General features: G+C 36.6%; 26 protein-coding genes. 9 read left to right on the forward strand and 17 right to left on the reverse strand.

Going from position 1 to position 21,951, the window contains the following annotated elements; all coding sequences use genetic code 11:
• Positions 1 to 52 precede the first annotated feature (52 nt).
• Positions 53 to 1,444 carry an aldehyde dehydrogenase gene (locus ACFQU5_RS06450; RefSeq protein ID WP_390285907.1) on the reverse strand — a complete coding sequence of 464 codons (1,392 nt, stop codon included), beginning with the start codon at positions 1,442 to 1,444 and terminating at the stop codon, positions 53 to 55.
• Between the two features lie 158 nt (positions 1,445 to 1,602).
• Here ACFQU5_RS06450 and ACFQU5_RS06455 point away from each other — a divergent pair, with 158 nt between their 5' ends.
• Entirely contained in the window at positions 1,603 to 1,767 is a 165-nt protein-coding gene (locus tag ACFQU5_RS06455; protein WP_390285909.1) for a hypothetical protein, read from the forward strand.
• A gap of 442 nt (positions 1,768 to 2,209) precedes the next feature.
• Here the strand turns inward: ACFQU5_RS06455 and ACFQU5_RS06460 are convergent, their stop codons facing one another.
• Positions 2,210 to 2,782, reverse strand: coding sequence for a phosphatidylglycerophosphatase A family protein (locus ACFQU5_RS06460; protein WP_390285911.1), 573 nt, complete (start codon positions 2,780 to 2,782; stop codon positions 2,210 to 2,212).
• A 142-nt stretch (positions 2,783 to 2,924) separates the two neighbouring features.
• Between ACFQU5_RS06460 and ACFQU5_RS06465 the strand changes: the two genes are divergently transcribed.
• From ACFQU5_RS06465 to ACFQU5_RS06475, 3 genes are all read left to right on the forward strand, one after another.
• Positions 2,925 to 3,644 carry an alpha/beta hydrolase gene (locus tag ACFQU5_RS06465; protein ID WP_390285913.1) on the forward strand — a complete coding sequence of 240 codons (720 nt, stop codon included), beginning with the start codon at positions 2,925 to 2,927 and terminating at the stop codon, positions 3,642 to 3,644.
• Between the two features lie 81 nt (positions 3,645 to 3,725).
• A complete protein-coding gene (locus tag ACFQU5_RS06470) occupies positions 3,726 to 4,241 on the forward strand; it encodes a YjcG family protein (RefSeq protein WP_390286542.1) in 516 nt (171 codons plus the stop codon).
• 3 nt (positions 4,242 to 4,244) lie between these two features.
• Positions 4,245 to 4,673 (forward strand): GNAT family N-acetyltransferase, encoded by a 429-nt coding sequence (locus ACFQU5_RS06475; protein WP_390285915.1) that lies wholly within the window; start codon positions 4,245 to 4,247, stop codon positions 4,671 to 4,673.
• A 66-nt stretch (positions 4,674 to 4,739) separates the two neighbouring features.
• Here ACFQU5_RS06475 and ACFQU5_RS06480 read toward each other — a convergent pair whose 3' ends face one another.
• The 6 genes from ACFQU5_RS06480 to ACFQU5_RS06505 form a co-directional block, all read right to left on the reverse strand.
• Entirely contained in the window at positions 4,740 to 4,988 is a 249-nt protein-coding gene (locus tag ACFQU5_RS06480) for a stage VI sporulation protein F (protein WP_390285917.1), read from the reverse strand.
• A 13-nt stretch (positions 4,989 to 5,001) separates the two neighbouring features.
• The gene (locus tag ACFQU5_RS06485; protein ID WP_390285919.1) at positions 5,002 to 5,172 is read right to left on the reverse strand and encodes a YjcZ family sporulation protein; all 171 of its coding nucleotides are present in this window, start codon (positions 5,170 to 5,172) and stop codon (positions 5,002 to 5,004) included.
• A 63-nt stretch (positions 5,173 to 5,235) separates the two neighbouring features.
• Positions 5,236 to 5,604 (reverse strand): stage V sporulation protein AE, encoded by a 369-nt coding sequence (gene spoVAE, locus ACFQU5_RS06490; RefSeq protein ID WP_390285922.1) that lies wholly within the window; start codon positions 5,602 to 5,604, stop codon positions 5,236 to 5,238.
• Positions 5,605 to 5,614: 10 nt separating this feature from the next.
• A complete protein-coding gene (locus ACFQU5_RS06495; RefSeq protein ID WP_390285925.1) occupies positions 5,615 to 6,610 on the reverse strand; it encodes a stage V sporulation protein AD in 996 nt (331 codons plus the stop codon).
• Complete coding sequence (spoVAC, locus tag ACFQU5_RS06500) at positions 6,604 to 7,059, reverse strand: stage V sporulation protein AC (RefSeq protein WP_390285927.1); 456 nt, start codon at positions 7,057 to 7,059, stop codon at positions 6,604 to 6,606. Before spoVAC ends, ACFQU5_RS06495 begins: the two co-directional genes overlap by 7 nt.
• Entirely contained in the window at positions 7,059 to 7,460 is a 402-nt protein-coding gene (locus ACFQU5_RS06505; RefSeq protein WP_390285929.1) for a hypothetical protein, read from the reverse strand. The genes spoVAC and ACFQU5_RS06505 overlap by 1 nt, the downstream gene beginning before the upstream one ends.
• Before the next feature lie 190 nt (positions 7,461 to 7,650).
• Here ACFQU5_RS06505 and ACFQU5_RS06510 point away from each other — a divergent pair, with 190 nt between their 5' ends.
• Entirely contained in the window at positions 7,651 to 8,160 is a 510-nt protein-coding gene (locus ACFQU5_RS06510) for a CotY/CotZ family spore coat protein (protein ID WP_390285931.1), read from the forward strand.
• A gap of 696 nt (positions 8,161 to 8,856) precedes the next feature.
• Here ACFQU5_RS06510 and ACFQU5_RS06515 read toward each other — a convergent pair.
• From ACFQU5_RS06515 to ACFQU5_RS06540, 6 genes are all read right to left on the reverse strand, one after another.
• Positions 8,857 to 9,189 carry a 4-diphosphocytidyl-2C-methyl-D-erythritol kinase gene (locus tag ACFQU5_RS06515; RefSeq protein WP_390285933.1) on the reverse strand — a complete coding sequence of 111 codons (333 nt, stop codon included), beginning with the start codon at positions 9,187 to 9,189 and terminating at the stop codon, positions 8,857 to 8,859.
• 95 nt (positions 9,190 to 9,284) lie between these two features.
• Positions 9,285 to 10,610, reverse strand: coding sequence for a magnesium transporter (mgtE, locus tag ACFQU5_RS06520; RefSeq protein WP_390286544.1), 1,326 nt, complete (start codon positions 10,608 to 10,610; stop codon positions 9,285 to 9,287).
• Between the two features lie 232 nt (positions 10,611 to 10,842).
• A complete protein-coding gene (locus tag ACFQU5_RS06525; RefSeq protein ID WP_390285935.1) occupies positions 10,843 to 11,745 on the reverse strand; it encodes an RluA family pseudouridine synthase in 903 nt (300 codons plus the stop codon).
• A gap of 12 nt (positions 11,746 to 11,757) precedes the next feature.
• Positions 11,758 to 12,552 carry an NAD kinase gene (locus ACFQU5_RS06530; RefSeq protein WP_390285937.1) on the reverse strand — a complete coding sequence of 265 codons (795 nt, stop codon included), beginning with the start codon at positions 12,550 to 12,552 and terminating at the stop codon, positions 11,758 to 11,760.
• Between the two features lie 2 nt (positions 12,553 to 12,554).
• The gene (locus ACFQU5_RS06535; RefSeq protein ID WP_390285939.1) at positions 12,555 to 13,235 is read right to left on the reverse strand and encodes a GTP pyrophosphokinase; all 681 of its coding nucleotides are present in this window, start codon (positions 13,233 to 13,235) and stop codon (positions 12,555 to 12,557) included.
• A 236-nt stretch (positions 13,236 to 13,471) separates the two neighbouring features.
• Positions 13,472 to 13,855, reverse strand: coding sequence for a UPF0738 family protein (locus ACFQU5_RS06540; RefSeq protein ID WP_390285941.1), 384 nt, complete (start codon positions 13,853 to 13,855; stop codon positions 13,472 to 13,474).
• An 87-nt stretch (positions 13,856 to 13,942) separates the two neighbouring features.
• On the opposite strand from ACFQU5_RS06540, the gene ACFQU5_RS06545 reads away from it, so the two are divergent.
• The 4 genes from ACFQU5_RS06545 to ACFQU5_RS06560 all read left to right on the forward strand — a co-directional run bounded on the left by ACFQU5_RS06545 (position 13,943) and on the right by ACFQU5_RS06560 (position 16,709).
• The gene (locus tag ACFQU5_RS06545) at positions 13,943 to 14,545 is read left to right on the forward strand and encodes a CYTH domain-containing protein (RefSeq protein ID WP_390285943.1); all 603 of its coding nucleotides are present in this window, start codon (positions 13,943 to 13,945) and stop codon (positions 14,543 to 14,545) included.
• Between the two features lie 20 nt (positions 14,546 to 14,565).
• A complete protein-coding gene (locus ACFQU5_RS06550; protein ID WP_390285945.1) occupies positions 14,566 to 15,300 on the forward strand; it encodes a lytic transglycosylase domain-containing protein in 735 nt (244 codons plus the stop codon).
• A gap of 201 nt (positions 15,301 to 15,501) precedes the next feature.
• On the forward strand, positions 15,502 to 15,900 hold the full coding sequence (locus ACFQU5_RS06555) for a globin domain-containing protein (RefSeq protein ID WP_390285948.1): 399 nt from the start codon (positions 15,502 to 15,504) through the stop codon (positions 15,898 to 15,900).
• Positions 15,900 to 16,709 carry a DsbA family protein gene (locus ACFQU5_RS06560; protein ID WP_390285950.1) on the forward strand — a complete coding sequence of 270 codons (810 nt, stop codon included), beginning with the start codon at positions 15,900 to 15,902 and terminating at the stop codon, positions 16,707 to 16,709. Before ACFQU5_RS06555 ends, ACFQU5_RS06560 begins: the two co-directional genes overlap by 1 nt.
• A 1,191-nt stretch (positions 16,710 to 17,900) precedes the next feature.
• Here the strand turns inward: ACFQU5_RS06560 and pepF are convergent.
• The 3 genes from pepF to mecA form a co-directional block, all read right to left on the reverse strand.
• Positions 17,901 to 19,706 carry an oligoendopeptidase F gene (gene pepF / locus ACFQU5_RS06565; protein ID WP_390285952.1) on the reverse strand — a complete coding sequence of 602 codons (1,806 nt, stop codon included), beginning with the start codon at positions 19,704 to 19,706 and terminating at the stop codon, positions 17,901 to 17,903.
• Between the two features lie 66 nt (positions 19,707 to 19,772).
• A complete protein-coding gene (locus tag ACFQU5_RS06570; RefSeq protein ID WP_390285954.1) occupies positions 19,773 to 20,900 on the reverse strand; it encodes a competence protein CoiA in 1,128 nt (375 codons plus the stop codon).
• A 237-nt stretch (positions 20,901 to 21,137) separates the two neighbouring features.
• Positions 21,138 to 21,788 carry an adaptor protein MecA gene (gene mecA, locus ACFQU5_RS06575; protein WP_390285956.1) on the reverse strand — a complete coding sequence of 217 codons (651 nt, stop codon included), beginning with the start codon at positions 21,786 to 21,788 and terminating at the stop codon, positions 21,138 to 21,140.
• Between the last annotated feature and the right edge of the window lie 163 nt (positions 21,789 to 21,951).

Below are 21,951 nucleotides of genomic sequence, written 5' to 3' on the forward strand. Positions count from 1 at the left end.
GATTTCCGCCCAAAATATAGCGAAAATCGTTAATGTTTTAGTATGATTGTTTTTATTTTAACATTGTTCTTACTAGTTTTAACTTTTGTTTATATGGTGGGAACAATAAATTATTGGCCAATTTTGAGGAACGTTTCATGATGGATTTTGGATGTGTAAAGTTATCAAAACTTGCCTTACCATGGTACGCATTTACGCCAGATGGTCCAATCCCTCCAAAAGGTAAATAAGGGTTGGCAACATGTGTCACAGTATCATTAATGCAGCCGCCTCCAAATGGCAGTTCCTCAAGGAAACAATCAATCGCTTTTTCATGCTCCGAGAAGAAATAGGCAGCTAAAGGTTTAGGCAACTTTTGGATTTGATGGAGAGTATATTTTAAATTGTCATACTTCATGATTGGTAAAATTGGTCCGAATATTTCATCTTCCATAATAGGACTGGACCAATTTATATTTTCAAGGATTGTCGGTTCGATATAAAGATGATCAGCGTCGACCTTTCCACCAAATGTGATATTTTCTTTTTCAGCTTCCAGTAATCCTTGTAGGCGATTAAATTGACGGCTATTGACAATTCGTCCATAATCATCACTTTCACTGGCATCTACGCCATAAAATTGCACAATGGTTTTTTGCAACTCTTTTATGAATTTATCGTAGATTGACGAATGAACAAATAAGTAATCCGGCGCAACACAGGTTTGACCGGTATTATTGAATTTCCCCCAGACTATTCTTTTAGCAGCAACATCAAGGTTGGCCGTTTGATCGACAATCACGGGGCTTTTGCCTCCAAGTTCCAGCGTAATCGGTGTTAATTTTTCAGCTGCCGCTCGCATCACAACCTTCCCAACTGCTACACTTCCTGTGAAGAAAATGTAATCAAAGGAAGCATGAATCAAATAAGTTACTTCCTCTTTCTCTCCCTCGACCACCCGGATATAAGAAGTATCAAATGTTTCTTCAATAATCTTTTTAGTAATTTCCGTAGTGTGTGGAGTTGTTTCAGAAGGCTTAACGATCGCTGTATTCCCGCCAATAATTGCTCCAATTAGTGGTTCCATCACAAGTTGAAAAGGATAATTAAATGGACCAATAATCAGTACAACCCCATATGGCTCTCTAACAATAAAACTTTTTGCAGGTTGGAAATGGATCGGTGTTTTAACATGGACAGGTTTTGCCCATTCATCAATATTTTTTACGAAATTGTTAATGCTATCCAAAACAATTCCGATTTCATTTGAATAAGCTTCAAATTCACTTTTTCTTAAATCTAAATTTAAAGCTTTTATAATTTCTTTTTCATATTGCTTTATTTTATCTTTAAGCTTTACCAATTGTTTTTTTCGAAATTCTATATTTTTTGTATGCCCTGTTAAAAAAAATTTCTTCTGCTCTTCTATCATGTTTTCAACGTCTTGTGCTGTATATCTTGTCATCTACATTCCTTCCCTCAATACATAATTTGAATTTATTTGTTCATAATAACTATGTACAATTTACTACAAATTATCGTCTAATTCCTTCTTGAATGTTTAATTTATCATTATAAATGGTATTTAGTAGGAAAGAGACAAAATGAAGGGGGCAATTTATTATGATTTCGACTGATACTTGGTGGGAGAAAATTTTTTCAGGACCTTTGTCTATTGGATTAAATGAAGAAAGATTACATCAGTTAAAGGACGAATCTTTTTTATTCTTAAAAGAGGATGAAGAAGGATTGCCACAAGATGACTTTGGACAGCCAGTTGATTACTAATCATTCTTAAGTTTGTAGTTAACAAAATTTTTGGAACTTAATAAAAGAAATGAGGCCCTTTTCAATAGAGAAGGGTCTATTAATTTGTTTACATTCGACCATTTATAAAAAGCTGGATTCTTTCATTTCTTGGTATGTAATTAGCTCAGGATGTAAATGATTGGTAAACCCTGAACGATGAAAAAAATCAGCTCCCATTAATTTAGTTGGGAGCTGATTCTTTAATATTCATCTGTATCGGAATGATTGACTTCAATAGTACTTTCATTACATGCTCCTACGTACTTCGCTTTTCTATCTAAATAATAAATATAAAATAACAGCTAATATCACTGTGCCACTCGTAATTAAAGTTTTTATATCATTTGGTTTCATCGGTTTTGCCTCTCTTACTAGATAAATTTCACCTTATATATTCTATATTTTACATTAAATAACCTAGCTATTTTGTATGTGATGAGGATTCAAGGACTAAGGCGTGCACATCTTCAGGTACATTTCCATCCTCTTCAAGATCACGCTGGCGATGAGCAATTCTCGATGCCGCACTGGCTGCGACACTGGCAACTAAATCATCCAGAAATGTATGAACACTACTATCTATTTTTGTATCAAGTTGTTTTATGATCCCTATTTTACTCTTATCTAAAAAACCGAAAGTGGTTAAAGCGATGCTTCCATATGTCATAACTGCCCCCAGTGCAAGGGTTTCATCTACCCCAAATAACCCTTCATCGGACTCGACAATGGATTGTAATGGCTCTGACAGCATTTTCTTCTCTGCTAACTCATCCAGCTCAATCCCTACGAGTATAGAATGTTGAACCTCCCGTTTTCGTAAAACACGTTCCACTGAATCAATACAATCCTCCATCAGCAAGCCAGCATTATAAGGCAATTGCATTTGGTACACAATTTCAGCGATGTCTTCAATTTTCACTCCACGCCTTTTTAACGCTTCTTTTGTTGCTTTTGCAACAACCTCAGATGGAACTCGCCCTTTTTTATCCTCCATAATAAAAAGCCTCATTTCATTTAGAATATGTAGACTTCAACCCTTTACTCAGTCTCCTCATTTCCATACTACATAGTACACGTTGCAGTTTCGTTATGATACAATTTCGTTAAATGAGTTTGAAGACAAGGAGGGGCGCTTCATGGAACATGGAACCATAAAAGACGTATCGTTTTTTAGTACTTCTTTAAACGAGGAACAGGAGTTATTAATTTACGTTCCTGCAAATTATACTCCTTTAAATAAATATAACATCTTAATCGCTTCTGACGGCAAGGATTATTTTCAATTGGGTGGTATTACTCGATTAGCAGATCAGCTACTCGATGATTACGAAATCGAAAACATTATTATAGTTGGAATTCCTTACAAAAGTGTAAATGATCGCAGAAAAAAATATATTCCTACCGGTGAACTTCATGAAGCTTATTTACGTTTTCTTGCACATGAGCTCGTTCCCTATTTGGATAATGAATTTTCTACTTACCAACTTGGCTCATCAAGAGGTGTAATCGGAGATTCTATGGCAGCGACTGTTTCATTATTAGCAGCATTAAGGTATCCAACTATCTTCGGAAAAGCGATGTTACAATCTCCTTATGTGGATGAGCATGTTCTAGAAATTGTTGAAGCATCAAATAATATGAATGCGGTTTCAGTGTATCATGTAATTGGCAAAGAGGAAGACAAAGTTCTAACAACAGATAAACAGATTAAAGACTTTTTAACGCCAAATCGACAGCTTCACTCATTACTTTCAACAAAGGGTTACAAGACATTTTATGAAGAGTTCAATGGCAATCATACATGGAAGTATTGGAAGCCTGATCTAAAAAGAGCATTAATTGAAAATTTCAGTTAATTATTGGCAAGTGAAATGTCGAATTTTTTAAAATTCTGTTATAATCTTTAGTATCATGAAATTTAGGGGGGCTTAAAAATGATGAAATACGGTATTGTAGCATTTCCATCAAAAAAATTACAAGATTTAGCGAACACATATCGCAAACGTTACGATTCGCGCTATTCAAAAATCACACCGCATATTACTCTTAAAGAGGCATTCGAAGCAGACGAAAAGGAAATTATCAACATTTCCAAAACAATTGCTACGATAGCACAAAACCATGCGCCTTTAAATATTCACGCATCTAAAATTAGTTCCTTCTTTCCAACAACAAATGTAGTCTACTTTAAAGTTGAACCAACAGATCAACTAAATAACATCCATCAAGACCTTCAGCAACAATTGAATATTGGCAAACCGAAACATGTCTTTATTCCACATGTGACCATTGCACAGGATTTAACTGAAACTGAGCATGACGACATTTATGGTCAATTACGCATGATTGGCGTAAACGAAAAAGAAGTAATTGATCGAATTCACTTAGTCTATCAACTTGAAGACGGTTCTTGGACTACTTATGAAACATATCGATTAACCGGAGCTGAATAAAAATTGTATCATTTTAACATTGTAGAAAATGAAAAGGATCTTGCTTTAGCATTTTCTGTTAGAAAAATAGTTTTTGTTGAGGAACAAGGTGTACCCGAGCACTTAGAGCTGGATGACCTGGATTCTTCCTCAATCCATTTTCTTGTAAAAGACCAAGATCAACCGATAGCAGCTGCCCGTCTTCGCAAAATAGAAGAAAGCATCGGCAAAGTTGAACGCGTTTGTGTACTTCAACCATATAGAGGTAAAAAACTTGGTTTACTCATCATGCAGAATATTGAAGAGTATGCTAAAGAACTTGGTTTAACAAAACTAAAACTCAATGCACAAAGCTATGCCATTCCTTTTTATGAGAAGCTAAACTATAAAGTTACATCTCCAGAATTTCTAGATGCCGGCATTCCGCATCGTGCAATGGAGAAAATCATCTAAAAGTCCAAGATAAACAAATAACTAATAGAAAAGCAGTCGCTATAGTTTGCGACTGCTTTTGCTTTGTTAACCTAGCATTTTTTGAATTTTTCCTAAATCTAGTGACTTTCCATCCTGCAAAATCGATGTAACTATTTGATCCTCAAGTTCTTTTGCTACAGGTTTATTAGCCACCTTGCTTACGCGTCTGATAATTTTACGAACTTGCTTTTCGTTTGTAAAATCAGCATGTTGAATTGCATTTGCCAGAGCAAATATTTCCTCCATACTTACACCTGTTTTATTTTCTATCTGTTTAAAAAAAGGGTTTTGCATTTATCTCCCCTCCTTACATATAGCACTTTCCTACAATGATTAATAAAATGAATAGTACAACGATTAATACAAAGTAAGAACCTTTGTATCCTCTATCGCCTCCACACATATCATATGCAGGCATGCAGTGAGTTGGTGCACAATAATCATAGGCAGGGCTTACTTGACCGCAATTATTCCACATAAAAATCCCCTCCTTTCACTTTGTATACTATGTCAGTACACAAAGAAAAGTTGGGGAATTCGTCTAGTTTGCTTTTCCTTTTGGTTTAAAAATTAATGCTGCGATAAAGCCAAATACAATCGCTGCACTTATTCCAGAGCTTGTCACCTCAAACATACCCGTTAACACGCCGACCCACCCGTGCTTTTCAGCCTCGGCTATGGCTCCATGGGTTAAAGAATTACCAAAGGATGTAATCGGTATTGTTGCGCCGGCTCCAGCAAAATCAATCAACGGCTCGTATAATCCAAGACCATCTAATATGGCACCTGATACGACTAATATCGCTAATGTATGGCCTGGCGTCAGCTTTCCAACATCCATTATTAACTGGCCCACCACACAAATTAATCCACCGACAATAAATGCAATTAAAAAACTAAAAAAAAGCATATTTTTCTCCTCACTCCATCGTAATTTCAATTGCATGCGCAGTACAAGGAATTGTCTCACCTTGTTGGAAGGACATCGGGGAGAGAAGAGCGCCAGTTGCGACCAATAACACCCGTTTAAAGCGTCCTGTTTTCAATTGCTGCTCTACATAACTGAAATAGACAGAAGCAGAACAACCTGCGCCACTTGCCCCTGCTTGGAACGCTTTATCTTCTCCGTAGTATTCTGCACCAGCGTCTCGAAATACATTTAGTTCCTCTTGTTTTGCGTCTGTTTGAGCAAACATCGCCTTCAAGATTTTCAATCCAATCTTCCCTAAGTCACCAGTCATAATTAGATCGTAATCCGTAATTTTTTGATGGCGTTTCTTTAAATGGGAAGTAATCGTATCGTAAGCAGCCGGGGCCATAGCTCCGCCCATATGGAATGGACTTACCTCCCCATAATCTATAACCTTTCCAACTGTGGCAGCAATTACAGAAGGTAATTTAGGGTCATGTTTTCCAATAAGTGCATATCCTGCTGCTGTCACAGTCCATTGTGCAGTCGCCGGCTTTTGTGCACCATAGTCAATTGGATAACGGAATTGTCGTTCAATTGCATTATGTTGACTAGCCGAACCAGCAATGGCAAATTTTGAGGCTCCTAATTCAGTTAGAAGACTCGCGACAATAACTGACGAAACAGAAGTCGCACAGGCAGAAAAAAGCCCTATGAAGGAGATAGCAAGCTCTCTCGCTGCAAAATTTGTCGGGGTCATCTGATTTACTAGATCTCCACTTAAAAAGTAATCGATATCCAAGTTTTTTAAATCAGCTTTTTTCATAACAATATCACAGGCTTCTTGAATCATTTTTGAATGCCCCTGCTCATTCGTCTTTTGCCCCCATCTTTCATCTTCGGATATAGCGTCAAAATAAGAATTAAAAACACTTTTACCTTCGACAGGACCAGCTACTGCGCCACAAGCAAGAATGGATGGTTTCGATGTGAATAAAATTACCATTCTACCACTCCTATTGACACTAAAATAAGCTTAATCAGTGCGATGAAAAAGGCTGAACCAACTCCAAACAAAATAACCGATCCCGCTAACTTGAACATGTTGCTTCCTACACCTAAAACCCAACCTTCTGTTCGCCCCTCTATTGCTGCAGATACTACGGCATTTCCGAAACCAGTTACTGGGACCGCACTACCTGCTCCGGCAAATGCACCAAGTTTTCGATACAAACCTAAGCCTGTTAATACCATGGAAATAAATACCATAGTCGCAACTGTAGCATTGCCTGCTGTTTTATCCGTAAAATCAAAAAAGATAATATATAAATACGTTATCGCTTGTCCAATTGCACAGATAATCCCGCCAACTAAAAATGCTTTTAAAGCGTTTTTCAAATACGGGGTAGGAGGTGTATTTTGCTGTTCTATTTGTTGATATTCTTGCGGATCCATTAAGTCTCCTCCTTCGCTAAATCTTTAAGTTTCTTGACTTCCTCTGTTACTTTTTTTTCATCTTCTTCATCAAGAAGTTTTTGTGTTTCCCAATGCATTTTATAGTCTGAGGAAACAAGTACTTTTAGATCAGGATATTTTTCTTCAATTTCCTTTTGTAATTTTTTCTCAACCTTTTGTTCTCTGAACCCAAGCCAAGGTTTGACCTGTATGGCAACTAACAATTCTTTTTCAACCATTATGGCTGTTCCCGAATACACTTCCTCTGAATTCCGTATCATGTCTTCGATTTCTACTCTCTTCTCTTCATCTGCACTAACTCCGGATACTTCAATTGTTTGTTCATTAGAGCATCCAATTAAAAAAAGTGGACCCAGAAATAACACTGCCAATTTTTTCAAGATTCAACCCCCTTTTTTTAATCATTATGAGCATTAAAAATTCAAACTATTCATTGCGGATAGATAGGTAAAGCGGTAATTTATGACAACAAATTTTTAAGGAATTTTATGGCTTCAGTACAAAAGCCCGGTTTTCATTTTAGAAATTACATATTGTAGATTGAACTAAACTTAAGAGGGGTGAAACAAAATGGGTTGTGGAAAAAATAAATTCGAGAGTTCATCAAGAGAAGATATGATGAATGTAGGTTGTATTTGTGAAGTTGTTAAAACAATTTTAAAGCTACAAAATCAAGCAGTAAGAAATGACGATACTTGTGGAACTAGCTGTTTCATTGAGCCAATCGGAGGTCTAACTAAACATGGTCACGCGGATACTCGAGTGTTCATGCTATTGGATAACCTGGGTAGACCATTTAAAGTGGTAGCGAAAGGTAAAGATTGCACTTACTCACTAACACCATTCTTCCGAGTGGAGGATGTATTCGGTGATTGCTGCGCGACTTTACGTGCTGTTGTTGCAGTAGAAGAAGATGAAGCTGTGGAACTATTTGAAGAAGGATCAACTGACTTGGTAGCTGAAGCATTTGAAGATATAACTAGATTCAAGAAAACAGAAACTTGTGTAACAGTTGATTTAAATAACTTCACTGCGATTCAATGTGTAGCAGATGTTGACCTAAACATCCACCATCACTAAGATCGCTTATCACGACCCAATAGCCGGCATAAACGGCTTTTGGGTCTTTTTATTTGTATTTAATGCAATTTTCGGAAAGTTGTTAACGTGATGGGTGCTTTCCTTGTCAAAGGATCGCTAAATTCAACCCGCTAACTACCCTTTTAGTTTTTAGGGGCATTGGGGTTGCTTGTCACTACCCGATTAAAACTCTTTTCAGTTTTTAGGGGCAACGAGATCCCTTCTCGTTACCCGATTACTACTCTTTTAGATTTTTGGGGGCAACGAGACCCCTTCTCGTTACCCGATCAATACTCTTTTCAGTTTTTAAGGCCAACGAGATCCCTTCTCGTTACCCGGTCAATACTCTTTTAGATTTTTTGGGGCAACGAGATCCCTTCTCGTTACCCGATCACTACTCTTTTCGCTTTTAGGGGCATTGAGATTCCTTCCCGCTACCCGGTAACTACTTTTTTCAGTGTTTAGGAGCAACGAAATCGCATCTCGCTACCCATTCACTACTCTTTTAGATTTGTAGGGGCATTGAGGTTATTTTCTCCCTACTCGTTAACCTTAACTTAATGTTGTTAATTACAATATTAAGCTCTCCTCGCTCTGACTGGTGCACATTACACTCACTAAAATTGTTCTCAAAACGGACTTCATTCTCAACAAAAAAAGAGCGATTCAACTATTAATCGAATCACTCTTTACATTTTATATTTCATTGTCGATAGTAATTAGTTCTATATCATTTCCGTTAATCATGAATGTTTGGTTGGATGATTTAATTCTCACGTCACTACCCATTATTTCTTCCACTTTCCCTATTACTTTTTCGCCATTGCCTAGATGAAATACTAAAGTTCTAAATTGGTTAATCGGCTGTGAAAAATAATTTAACTGTCTAGCGATAACTTGATCAAGTATCCGGTCAGAACGATTCGGTACAAAGACCGACGTACTCTCTTCCAAGAAAGTTTCCTTAACCTCTACAATCTCAGTAAAATAAACAGGAGGGCTTGAAATAAACAGTATTGGCTCTTCCATTTTACACATCCTTTTTTTACTTATAAATATGCAAAACGAAGTTTTTCGTGAATCACTTCACCATATTCGAAATCTGAAGCAAGCCTCCAACTAATTTACATTAACTGTCCCAAGAAAATAGATGCTAATCCTAGGTAAATCAGAATACTCGTTACATCATTCAACGTTGTAATAAATGGACCGGATGCGACGGCTGGGTCTGCTCCAAGTTTATGAATCAGCAACGGGATAAAGGAACCTGCAATTGTCGCAACAAGTATAGATGTACTAATTGCTGCACCCACCAATAATCCAATGATGAGGTTGTGCTTCCAGAAGAAAATGATTCCTACCACAATAATGCCACAAACCACCCCTGTAATTAACCCTGTTAACACTTCTCGAAGCAGCATTTTCACTTTACTCTTATCACCGATCTCCCCTGTGGCGATACCACGCACAGCCACGGCAAGGGCTTGTGTTCCACTGTTCCCGGATGTCCCTGAAATAAGAGGGATAAAAAGTGCAAGTAATGCAACCTTGTCTAGTGTTGCCTCAAACTGTCCCATTAAGGTTGCTGTTATCATTCCCAAAAATAATAACATAATTAACCAAGGTAATCGTTTTTTCGCCGCTTTAAAGGGACTTCCTTCAACGTCATCCACATCCGATAATCCGGCAAGCTTTGAATAGTCATCCGTTGCTTCTTCATCAATAACGTCAATAATATCGTCGACTGTTATTATTCCTAGCATTTCATGACCATCATTTACAACCGGAATCGCTAAAAAGTTATAATCTTTCATGATTTGGGCAACATCTTCTTGATCATCAGAAGCCTTCACATACACAACACGTTCATTCATAATGTCACGAATTAAAGTATCTTCATCCGTTATAATTAAATCTCTTAAAGAAATAACTCCGCTTAAACGATGATTGTCGTCTACAACGAATACATAGTAAATTGTTTCTGCATTCGGTGCCTCATTACGAAGAACTGTCATAGCTGAACGCACTGTTGAGTTTTCAAATACCGAAACGTATTCGGTTGTCATGATTGCCCCGGCAGTATACTCGGCATATGCCAATAACTCATTGATTTCCTCAGCTGTTTCACTATCCATCATTTCAAGATAGCTTTCACGTTGTTCATCATCTAATTCATTTAAAACGTCTACGGCATCATCTGTATACATATAGGAAAGCATTTCTGCCCCATATGCTGTATCCATTTCTTTTAGGAATTGCTCGTATTCTTCATCTTCTAATTCAATCGTTTCAAAAATTGTCGCCATTTCTTGAGGAGACAAGAATTGATAGATGGTTTGTCGTATATCAGGTCCTACCTTCTCATAAAATTGTGCCTGATCATAGGAATGAAGCTCTAAAAAGATTTCTCGAAATTGGTCAATATCTTCATCTATTAAATACTGGCGCAATTCATCTTCAAATAGTTCTTCATTTTTATTATTTTGTTGTTCTACCACACTGTCCCCTCCTCTCAAAGTAATAATAGGTGGAAAATGTTTTGTCGTAAAGGTATTTTTAATACATCACAAAGTTTTAATAATTCAATTAGTTTAAGAAATTCACAAATCAACCATCATAGCTTGTTGATAATAGTCTTGCCAAAAACAAAAGATGTTCGCTAATTCTCCGAACATCTTTCACCTAATCATTCATCAATTCACGCATAGGTACAGGAACTTTACTTGTAAATTGTAACTGTTGACCAGTTAAAGGATGCTCCAGTTCTAGTAATACACAATGAAGTGCTTGTCTATTAAAAAGCTCCCGACTCCCGCCATATAACTCATCGCCAACGAGCGGATGACCAATATGAGCCATATGTACACGGATTTGATGGGTTCTGCCTGTGTGAAGTTTTAGTCTTACATGTGTGATAGGGTCCATTGTTTGAGTGTACCCTTTTTTTAACACCACTACATCAGTATGAGAATATTGCCCGTCTGAACGAACCTCCCGCTCAATAATACTAGTGTCTTTGCGACCGATTGGTGCCACAATCGCTTGCTCCGCTTCCCTTATATGTCCATGGACAATTGCTTCATATTGTTTATTAATTTCATTTCGCTTCTGCTGCAGTCCCATTAAATGATGGATGTGGCTATGCTTGGCAATGCAAACTACACCAGAAGTATCACGATCTAATCTCGTGACAATATGTACCGTCGAATGAATTCCTCGTTTTTCGAAGTACCCGCTAATATAGTTAGCCAAACTCCCTGTTGGATGCTCGCGGGAAGGAATGGTATTCAGAAACGGTGGTTTATCAACAATCAAAAATGCATCATCTTCGTATAGAATCGGAAAATCTTTATGCTCAACAATAAGTCCTTCACTGAATTCCTCTGGTGGGAAGAGAATTGTAATTTCATCGCCAATTTTCAGGAAATGTCGAACTGTTCTTTCCTCTCCATTAACGAATATAGCTCCACCTCTATACTTAATGGATGTTAATCCCCTTTTGGAGATGCCAAATTTACTTATTGCCTCACGTAACAACTGGCCATCCTTCTCGGCTTGAAATTGTAGTTTAAATCTTTTATCCATACTTACTCCTAATTATTCATTTGAAACAAATGAATCATGAACTCGTTCCCAAAATGGGAATGGACGAAAACGGGCAAAACGCACTTTTTCATTGGCCACATTGAATGTAATCCATTTTAAATCACTTTGTACAAAGTGTTTATGATCAACCGTCATAGTGAATTGTTGATCTTTTACAGGCTTCAATGTGCAATTATGGTGTGCAGGCAATACAAGAGACGATCCTACCGTACGGAATACTCGGTTATTGATTGATGCCATTTCAGTAATTTGAATTGCTGGCAAGGTTGGATGGATAATGGCTCCACCCAGTGCTTTATTATAGGCTGTACTACCGGATGGCGTGGAAACGCATAAACCATCTCCTCGGAAACGCTCAAATTGATTGCCATTTAATTCAACATCCATTACCAAAGTTACGTCTGGTGATTTAATAGTCGCCTCATTCAATGCCAAATATCTAACCGATTCTGATTGATGGCAATGCAGTTGTACTTCCAATAATGGATACTCGACAACATTAAATTCATTCTTTGCGATTGAAAGTACTAACTTTTCTAATTCAGAGGGCTTCCAGTCAGCATAAAAGCCTAAATGACCAGTATGAATACCTACAAATGCAACTTGATCTAAACGATGAGCGTGACGATGAAATGCGTGAAGCAGCGTCCCATCTCCACCGATTGAAATCACAATTTCCGGTTCTTCTTCATCTAGAACAAGTCCAAAATCTGTTAAATATGTTTTTGCGAGCTCCATTAATTCATTTGACTGGGAATCTCTACGTGATTGAATTGAAAAACGCAATACTACTCACGCTCCTTTTCCTCTGTGGTTGCTTGAATTCGAATTTTGGGATTTGTTGAATCTTTAAACTCACTAAAATACACTTGTGCTTCTTGTATTTCACTTCTTATCGAAGACATTTCTTCATCTAGCTTGAAAGCTGCTTCTGCTGCATTTTGCAATCGATTTTTGATTTCTTCAGGGAATAACCCTTTATACTTATAGTTCATTGAATGCTCAATCGAAGCCCAGAAATTCATCGCCAACGTTCTTATTTGAATTTCGGCAAGGACTTCGATTTTACCTTGGATGGTTTCTACCGGGTACGCAACAATCATATGATATGAACGGTAACCACTGGGCTTACTGTGGGTAATATAATCTATTTCTTCAACGACTTTCAAATCATCCCTTTGGCGAATTAGATTAACCACTGTGGAAATGTCATCAACGAATTGACACATGATCCGTAACCCTGCAATATCTTGTAATTCTGTAGCTAATTGTTTTGATGGTTCAAATGCTATTCCCTTTTCAAGCGTTTTATCATATATACTCGCCAGGGGTTTCACACGACCTGTCACAAATTCGATTGGAGAAGTTGTTCCAGAAGCACCAAACTGCGAACGCATCCCTTTAAATTTTATTTTCAACTCATCAACTGCCTGAATATAAGGACTTAAAAAATTTCCCCACGTTGCCATCGAAGACTCCTCCCAAATGCAAAGACTTTCAACATTCTTAGAAAAGCGCAAGGCGCCCGCTTATCAGCGACAAGCATAAGTCGAGCGCTGACAGAAGGCGCTCTTTGCCTTCCAAAGCGATTGACTTATGACCTCGAGCTGATGGCGCCTGGAGCTAGACACTGTTCAAACTTCGAAAATTTATACTTTCTTATCTTCTAAAAATAAAAAGTCAGATTTACTTAAATTTCCTATGCTTACCCTTTTAAAATTTCAGTAAAGGCAATTTCAACGGCCTCAACGAAGGTTTTTCCATAGTTTTCGTTCCCTTCAATATTGAAAAGAAGCATATTTAGTTCCTCGGTGAAATTTAATAGTTCAATTTTTTGTTCATTCAAGACTAGATAAGGGTTTTTTTCAGTTTTTAAAACTCGCACTAATGCTGGCCACAAATCTTCCGGTAAGTATAAATAACTGTACTCGCCCTCTTCTTCAACTAGATAGATGAATGCTAAATGATCCGAATCAGTCAGGATCTGTCCTGCCGGCTGGATTTGAATTTTGTTTTGACTTTCGTTTAAACTAAGATGTAAATCATTATGTATGAATTGATATTTTTCAATAAAATATATATTTCGCATGAACTAACTTCCCCTTCTACACTTTTCTTCTCATATTTTAACATAGCTGCTCGCAATTCGAGAAAGAGAATGTGGAAAATACATATTATGAAAGGAAAAACAATGACCCAAGAATTAGAAATTGAATTTAAAAATGTCTTAACTAAACAACAATATGAAACTTTACTAAAAAAATTCCAAGTGACGGATGATATGATACTACGTCAAACAAATCACTATTTTGATACAAAGGATTTTCGTTTAAAGGCGTTGTTCAGTGGGCTTAGAATCCGTGAAACGAAAAATCGGATTGTCTGTACATTAAAAGAACGTACTGCTATGAATACTCACCTTGAAACAACAGATGTTATTTCAAAAGAACAAGCGGATTTAATGCTTTCGGGAAATGGCTTCTTCGCAGAGAGTGTCAAAACTAAATTATTACAATTAAAAGTTCCCATTGAACAATTACGTCTATTCGGCACATTAACGACAGATCGAGTGGAATTAAGTTACAAAGGTGGAACTATTGTGTTTGACCATTCTTTTTATTTAAACTGCGATGATTATGAGGTAGAATATGAGACAGACGAGGAAGTCCTCGGCCAAGAAATCTTTGAAAACTTTTTGAAAGAAAACGACATTCCAAAGCTAGTGGCCGATAAGAAAATCGCACGCTTTATGAATGCATTAAAATCGGAGAAAGGTTGATTGTATTGGATATATCATCAATGAAAACGTTGTTAGAACTGCAAGCAATTCAATCAATTGGCAACACACAACAGAGCGTTCAATCGGTATCGAGTGAACCGTCTGTTTTTACTGCGCTACTCGAAGAAATGATGAGCTCATCTACTTCTTCTTTGACAGATACTGAAAATTTACTTGGGTATTACTCAAATCTCGATAATACATCTTCTAATTCTATAGACACTAATTACTTATCATCTTTTGCCTATACCGGAGAAGGTAATAAATTACCTAATTCCTACTATAATGAATTGCTGCAAACTGGAGAAAATGTTTTCTCAAATCACATAAATAAAGATTATATAAATAGTGATGGATATACAAACGTATTAGAAGGTGCAAATGCATATAGTGATATTATCGAACAAGCCTCCCAAAAATATGGTGTGCCAGGGAAGCTGATTGCTGCAATCATGAAACAGGAATCAAACTATAATGAACACGCAGTAAGCTCTGCTGGTGCTACAGGTTTAATGCAGCTAATGCCAGGGACGGCAAAATACCTTGGTGTACATGACCCAAAAGATCCTGTGCAAAATATAATGGGCGGCACAAAATATATAAGCCAAATGCTTAATAAATTTGGTCAAAATGTCGAATTGGCATTAGCAGCGTACAATGCAGGTCCAGGAAATGTTTCAAAATATGGCGGAATTCCTCCATTTACTGAGACAAAAAACTATGTGAATAAAGTACTTGATTATTACAATGCTTGATTTATAGAGGCATTTTCATCCTTCTTCTGTATGATTTTTATGATGATCCTACGACTCGGTTATGCTATTTGTTTGAGAAAAAGGTAATACGTTGTTAGAATGTATTTATCACATAACTTTTAAACAGGGGTTATAGACTAAACAGTATACAATACATGGATTTTCTTGCGTGTATACTAAAAGAAGTAAAGGAGTACACCTATGAATCGAAAATACACGATTCCTTACGAGGAAATTGGTGCTGAAAAACTTTCTGAGCTCCTTCACGCTTTTTATGAACGTGTTGGGAGACATCCACAGTTAAAACCCATTTTTCCAGAAGATTTAACTGAAACTACAAGAAGACAAATTCAATTTCAGACCCAGTACTTAGGTGGGCCAAATATATATACAGAAGAACATGGACATCCGATGCTAAGAGCTCGCCATATTCCATTTAAAATTACACCTGATCATGCCCAGGCCTGGTTAGAATGTATGAAAGAAGCAATGGATGAGGTAGGACTTGAGGGGAATTTCCGTGAAATATACTACCAACGTCTTGTCTTGACAGCGAATCATATGATTAACTCGCCAAATGAAGATGAGGAGGGTTCATAGTGAATAATGTTCAATTATTGTCGAAACCTGCCCCAGCATCTACTACTAAACCAATAGAATTATATATTTTTATTGATCCGCTTTGTAAAAAAGCCTTAACAATGCAAACGGTGCTGCGTAAGCTTCAATTGGAATATGATCATTATTTTACTTGGCGTTATATATTAAGTACAAAGCTCGCCTCTCTCAATACATTAGGACGCCGAACAAAAGGATGTATGACGGGAACCGAATTAGATATTACTCATCCCGCACTTCCTTCAATTGCGGTTAAAGCAGCGGAATTACAAGGTAAACGTGCATCAGCCCGCTTTTTGTTAAAATTACAAGAGCATGCGTTGCTAAAGACGAAGGAAGTTACCTCTTATTCCGCACTCATTGAAATTGCCAAGGAATCCAATATTGATATAGATGAATTTATTTCCGATTTTGGATCAAAAGAAGCTGCCCGTGCTTTTCAATGTGATTTACATATCACGCGTGAAATGGAAATCGAAGAAGTTCCCAGCATCGTTTTCTTTAATGAATGTATCGAAGACGAGGGATTAAAAGTAAGCGGAATGTATACCTATGAAGTGTATGTCCAAATACTGCAAGAGATGATGGAAGAAGAAATCATTTGTAAACCCCTTCCTACTTTTGATGAATTATTCTTACGATTCCAAACGTTAGCTACAAGTGAAGTAGCAGAAATCTATTCAATATCCATACAAGAAGCAGAACGCGAATTAAAAAAACGCATGCTTCAACAAAAAATCGAACGTCTGCATTGTGATGAAGTTACACTTTGGCGTCGCAAGATTAATTAATCGGCACTTATATTTTAAAATCAAATCTATTACCTTACTATAATTCTAGTAGACAAAGTCAAATTGACTTTGTCTTTTTTTATAGTAAATTTTCAAGGGAAGTTTGAGCTAATACTGCGATTCCAGGGAAACAGCATAGTATTTTTTAATAAATGCGGAGTATGAAGGCAGGATGTGTTAAGTGATCGTTTTCACAGTACGTAGACTTTGGAGAAACTTAATCTTCTATCGATAATAAAAAAGAGGCGTCATCGACTGACGCCTCTTACAAAGGGGATGGGAGAAATGTTCACGTTCAAACAAAGGGGTGTATGTTTGTTATGTGATTTATTTCACGTATTTAATTTATCACGGAATAATTATCTATGCAACAATATGAAAATAGTTTCACAAATTCGTCAAATAGTAACCGTTTTCACTAATAGTTTAATTATTAGTATTTACACAGATTAATTATATATAGAATCCTTCCAACAAAGTTGAGATTGTGAAAAGATTAAATAAAATTGAATACAAAATTGCTATTGTATTTATAACAACGGATTAGAGGGCTTCGATTCAAATGCTTTAGGCTATTATAAACTATTGGTAAGGTTTGTTTACGTTATATTTTGTTTTGCAACTAGATTGAATTATCCTCATGTACTCGCAACGTGATTTTCCACCTCTATTGTCTATGAGACCTCTTCTCGCGGACTTGGAACATCACTTTTCACGTTCTATTGTCCACGAGACCGCTTCTCGCGGACTTGGAACCTCACTTTTCTCGTTCTATTGTCCACGAGACCGCTTCTCGCGGACTTGGAACATCACTTTTCTCATTCTGTTGTCTACCAGATCACTTCTCGCGGACTTGGAACATCACTTTTCTCGTTCTATTGTCCACGAGACCACTTCTCGTGGACTAGCAACACCGCTTATCCCATTCTATTGTCCGTGAGATCACTTCTCGCAGATTAATAACACCGCTTTCCCATTCTGTAATCCACGAACCCTTTCGCGGACTGGTTGCTTCTCTTTTCCTCTCCTATGCTCTACGAGATTCATGAACCAATCTCAAATTCTACTAGCATAACCCCCTCCCCTCTATTTTTCACAACTTCAATTTATGTATCTTAACCGGATCAATACAGTTAAAACAAAAAAATGCCCCCAGTTCAAAGTCAACTGTGGGGCATCTAACATTATAGCTTATTTTAATAATAATGCTTCAAGTTCATTTAATTTCTCTTCAAAGACCTTGCATGCTTCTTGGATTGGTGCAGGTGATTCCATATCCACTCCAGCAGCTTTTAATACTTCGATTGGGAAGTTCGAGCATCCAGCCTTTAAGAAGTTATTTAGATAACGTTCCACAGATGGTTGGCCTTCTTCTAGAATTTGCTTGCTTAAAGCTGTAGCTGCACTTTGGCCGGTAGCGTATTGGTATACATAGTAATTGTAATAGAAATGAGGGATTCTAGCCCATTCTAACCCAATTTCCGTGTCTACCGTCATTTCCTCACCGAAGTATTGTTTATTTAAATCGTAGTAGATTTCTGTTAAACGTTCTGACGTTAGTGCTTCCCCGTTACGGTCTAGTTCATGAATAATATGCTCAAATTCAGCGAACATTGTTTGACGGAATACGGTACTGCGGAATCCATCTAACCAGTGGTTTAATAAGTAGATTTTTTGCTGAGCATCCTCAGTTGTTTTTAATAGATAATCAAATAATAATTCCTCGTTGCATGTTGAGGCAACTTCAGCTACGAAAATGGAATAGCTTGCATAGGGATATGGTTGATTTTGACGAGTATAGTAGCTATGCATGCTATGACCAAATTCGTGTGCTAATGTAAAAAGATTATTTAAGTTATTTTGCCAGTTCATTAGAATAAATGGGTTTGTCCCAAATGTACCTGATGAATAAGCACCACTGCGTTTTCCTTTGTTTTCCAATACATCTACCCAACGGCTGTCTAACCCTTTTTGTACAATCTCTTGATACTCTTCACCGAGTGGCTCAAAGCTTTTCACCATAATTTCTTTAGCTTTCTCGTAAGGCATATCGATTTTTACTTCTTTTACTAGAGGTGTAAACAAATCATACATGTGTAATTCATCCAGACCTAAAACCTTTTTACGCAGTGAAATGTATCGGTGCAATACTGGTAAAAATTCATGGATTGTTGAAATCAGTTGATCGTAAACTTTTTCAGGAATATAGTTATTACTCATGGCACTTTGACGCGCTGAATCATATTTGCGAATTTTCGCCCTTACATTATGAGCTTTTACGTTACCTGTTAATGTAGTAGCAAATGTATTTTGGAATTTGCCGTAAGTTTGGTACATTGCTTTAAATGCACTTTCTCTCACTTCTCGGTTGTCACTTTCTAAGAAAGTAACATAGTTCCCGTGCGTTAACTGAATTTCTTCCCCTTTGTCATTTTTAATTTTTGGGAATTCGAGGTCTGCATTATTTAATGCACTGAATGTATTGCCTGATGCTCCTGTCACTTCCGAGAATTGTGCAAGCAACTCTTCTTTATCAGCAGTTAAAACATGAGGGCGTTGTAAATTTAACTCCGTTAACATTTGATTGTACAAGCTTAATGGTTCGTACTCGCTAATATAGTTTTTGATTTTTTCCTCATCGATTGATAGTATTTCTGGTGTAACAAATGACCAAGCAGCAGAAAATTTTGCTGCTAATGATCGTACTCTGCTATCCATAGCTTGATACTTGCCGTTTGTTGTGTCCTGATCATGTTTCAGGTGGGTATATACGTATAGCCTGCCAAAGCGTTCTGATAATTTATCGCTAAATTGTAATGTATCAAATAAATCTTTAGCTCCTTGGGCAACTTTGCCTTTAAACTTTTCTGCCTCTGGAATGAGCTTTTCGATCTCCTTAAATTCTAGTTCCCATTCATCATCAGACGGGAAAATCCCTTCTAAATTCCATGTTAATTCAACAGGTACTTCTTCACGGGTTAAAATTTCTTTTGCCATTTAAAAAACCTCCGATACCAATTATTTCGAAATTCGAACAACACGTTTATTTTCTCAATATTTCGTCTACATTGCAAGAAATTGGTTATATAATATCGCTAATAACTTATCATCTTGAATAGATTGATAGGAATGCTGAATCGATGTTTTTTCAAGGAAAGTGCAATAATTAGAAACAACTTCATAGGCAATTTTTGTTTCTGGCATCCTTGCCCATTTTAAAAAGTAATAGATCGTTTGGCCTTTCATATGGCAGAGTTCAATCTTATTCGTATGAATAAAATAAAATAGAGCTAATTGCCAGTCAACTGAAAATACTTTTAATTCTTCGCTTCCTTTAAGAGGAATCCCAATATATTTTGGTAAGGAGTGCAAATTCATACGCAGCTCATAGGCACTTCTTAGAAGAATATCATTAACACCACTTCTCCTAAATAATACTCTCGCTTGTAGATAGTTATGTTTCACTTGTTGATAAATTAGCCAAAATTGCTCGAATTCATTTTTAGTTATAGGCTTTGGTATATAGAATGGGAATTTTTGATTTGTTAATGAGATGGTTTGTACTTTCGAAATAAAGCTATTTCCATGTAAGTAGATTAGATTGGAGATATAAAAAAACTGTCGCACTGCCGGGTTGTACGTCATAATATATGAAGGATGAGTTACTTCTCTAAATTGTTGATAATTTTTATTAAGTGAAATTCTTTGGATACCTTTTTTCACAATTTTATTGGGTGTACTGGGAATCCAAATGGGTGAAATTCCCTCACGCTTATATCCGTTATTGCGTTCCAATAATTTCTCTAAAGATATTGGGCTGCATTGAAATTCAACGGCAATTCGTTGATCATCATTACCTTTTAGCTTAAACAAGATATCTGGTCTTTGCTGAATACTAGGTAAATAGGGCTCTAATTGTGCTTCCAATTTTAATGCATTAAATAGACTATATAATTGCTCTTTTCCTTTCAAATGCATTTCAGATTCTCTATCTGAAAACTGAGCTTCACAACTACTTTTTGAATAATGGGCAAAATGGGGAATCTTTAGTGAACCAATTTTAAATAATAGCTGTTGTTTACATAGTGGACAGTAAAACTTTTTTGACTTTCGGAGCTGGTATAATGTTGTTTGAGGCATGCTTGAATTTAAAACAAAGGGCTCATTTTTTTCTGTATAAGCTACAAGCATTGAATACCTCCTTATGTTTATTCTAAAAGGGACCAGATAAAGTTTCAATATATTTAGTCAGTAATAAGCAAATTTATCTTTTGAGACTTTTTTTAGACAAAAAAAGAGATGCCTTAGGATTAAGACACCTCGATTTAAGTATTAACGGTCACTAATTTCAAGTTCTATTGATTTAAGAAAGATGGTGACCCTTTTAACAAACAATGCAGATATATCTTCTGGTTGAAGTTCACTTATTTATGCAAAGTATTGAATTACTGTTTCAAAACAATCTTGTTCCATAATTGTTTCACCATATTCTTGTATACGATAAATAGTCAATTTAGAACCAGTTAGATATTCATTGATGATAGAACGGATATCCATGCGTTCTTGGTTTTCTTCAACATTTGTGAAATCAACTGCTAGGTAATAATAGTTCTCAAATTTATACAGTGAAGACTGTAATCCAAATGATACTAGTCGGTTCGCAACTGGAATAATTTCATCAATGTCCTTGAATTTATAAAGAGATATATTATTAAGGCCAAGATGATTTATATCTTCATCATCATAGGACTCAAAAATAGATTCATCTATATTTTTATGTGCGGCATCACGGTGCTCCTCGAAACTTGATAGCAAGGAGTTGGAATCCCCATCTGAGTTTATATTAGCTCTTGTTACAATCACTTCAAGACCATGCTCTGAAGCATTTACATGAATCCAAATAGGTCCATCAAGGTCGAAGTAATCTTCTGTATTAATTTCGCCAATCATATCCCAAAAAAGTTCTTCCCCTTTTGATCTGTTGTACCAAATTTCTTCGCGACTATATCCGCGGTCCTCAATATCACGGTAAGTAATAAAGAGCTTTATTGTATTTTCGTTTACGCGTTCGATGTCCATTAGACTTCAACTCCCTTCACAGTCATTCGTTGAAAAACAAAGAAAGCGTCCTTAGTATGTTTTGGATTGCTAAAGTTTAACCAAACAATTCAAAACTGCCATACATTACAGCTTGTTAAAGAATAAAACCTTTTCTATATTTCTATGCTTTATTCTATAATTC

It is taken from the genome of Ureibacillus sp. GCM10028918 (assembly GCF_042666115.1).
Taxonomy (GTDB): domain Bacteria; phylum Bacillota; class Bacilli; order Bacillales_A; family Planococcaceae; genus Ureibacillus.

Excerpts from the sequence above, each read along its gene's own strand:
- ACFQU5_RS06450 (WP_390285907.1), bottom strand. The coding sequence starts at position 1,444 with ATGACAAGATATACAGCACAAGACGTTGAAAACATGATAGAAGAGCAG.
- ACFQU5_RS06455 (WP_390285909.1), top strand. The coding sequence starts at position 1,603 with ATGATTTCGACTGATACTTGGTGGGAGAAAATTTTTTCAGGACCTTTG.
- ACFQU5_RS06460 (WP_390285911.1), bottom strand. The coding sequence starts at position 2,782 with ATGGAGGATAAAAAAGGGCGAGTTCCATCTGAGGTTGTTGCAAAAGCA.
- ACFQU5_RS06465 (WP_390285913.1), top strand. The coding sequence starts at position 2,925 with ATGGAACATGGAACCATAAAAGACGTATCGTTTTTTAGTACTTCTTTA.
- ACFQU5_RS06470 (WP_390286542.1), top strand. The coding sequence starts at position 3,726 with ATGAAATACGGTATTGTAGCATTTCCATCAAAAAAATTACAAGATTTA.
- ACFQU5_RS06480 (WP_390285917.1), bottom strand. The coding sequence starts at position 4,988 with ATGCAAAACCCTTTTTTTAAACAGATAGAAAATAAAACAGGTGTAAGT.
- ACFQU5_RS06485 (WP_390285919.1), bottom strand. The coding sequence starts at position 5,172 with ATGTGGAATAATTGCGGTCAAGTAAGCCCTGCCTATGATTATTGTGCA.
- spoVAE (WP_390285922.1), bottom strand. The coding sequence starts at position 5,604 with ATGCTTTTTTTTAGTTTTTTAATTGCATTTATTGTCGGTGGATTAATT.
- ACFQU5_RS06495 (WP_390285925.1), bottom strand. The coding sequence starts at position 6,610 with ATGGTAATTTTATTCACATCGAAACCATCCATTCTTGCTTGTGGCGCA.
- spoVAC (WP_390285927.1), bottom strand. The coding sequence starts at position 7,059 with ATGGATCCGCAAGAATATCAACAAATAGAACAGCAAAATACACCTCCT.
- ACFQU5_RS06510 (WP_390285931.1), top strand. The coding sequence starts at position 7,651 with ATGGGTTGTGGAAAAAATAAATTCGAGAGTTCATCAAGAGAAGATATG.
- ACFQU5_RS06515 (WP_390285933.1), bottom strand. The coding sequence starts at position 9,189 with ATGGAAGAGCCAATACTGTTTATTTCAAGCCCTCCTGTTTATTTTACT.
- ACFQU5_RS06525 (WP_390285935.1), bottom strand. The coding sequence starts at position 11,745 with ATGGATAAAAGATTTAAACTACAATTTCAAGCCGAGAAGGATGGCCAG.
- ACFQU5_RS06535 (WP_390285939.1), bottom strand. The coding sequence starts at position 13,235 with ATGGCAACGTGGGGAAATTTTTTAAGTCCTTATATTCAGGCAGTTGAT.
- ACFQU5_RS06540 (WP_390285941.1), bottom strand. The coding sequence starts at position 13,855 with ATGCGAAATATATATTTTATTGAAAAATATCAATTCATACATAATGAT.
- ACFQU5_RS06545 (WP_390285943.1), top strand. The coding sequence starts at position 13,943 with ATGAAAGGAAAAACAATGACCCAAGAATTAGAAATTGAATTTAAAAAT.
- ACFQU5_RS06550 (WP_390285945.1), top strand. The coding sequence starts at position 14,566 with ATGAAAACGTTGTTAGAACTGCAAGCAATTCAATCAATTGGCAACACA.
- ACFQU5_RS06555 (WP_390285948.1), top strand. The coding sequence starts at position 15,502 with ATGAATCGAAAATACACGATTCCTTACGAGGAAATTGGTGCTGAAAAA.
- pepF (WP_390285952.1), bottom strand. The coding sequence starts at position 19,706 with ATGGCAAAAGAAATTTTAACCCGTGAAGAAGTACCTGTTGAATTAACA.
- ACFQU5_RS06570 (WP_390285954.1), bottom strand. The coding sequence starts at position 20,900 with ATGCTTGTAGCTTATACAGAAAAAAATGAGCCCTTTGTTTTAAATTCA.
- mecA (WP_390285956.1), bottom strand. The coding sequence starts at position 21,788 with ATGGACATCGAACGCGTAAACGAAAATACAATAAAGCTCTTTATTACT.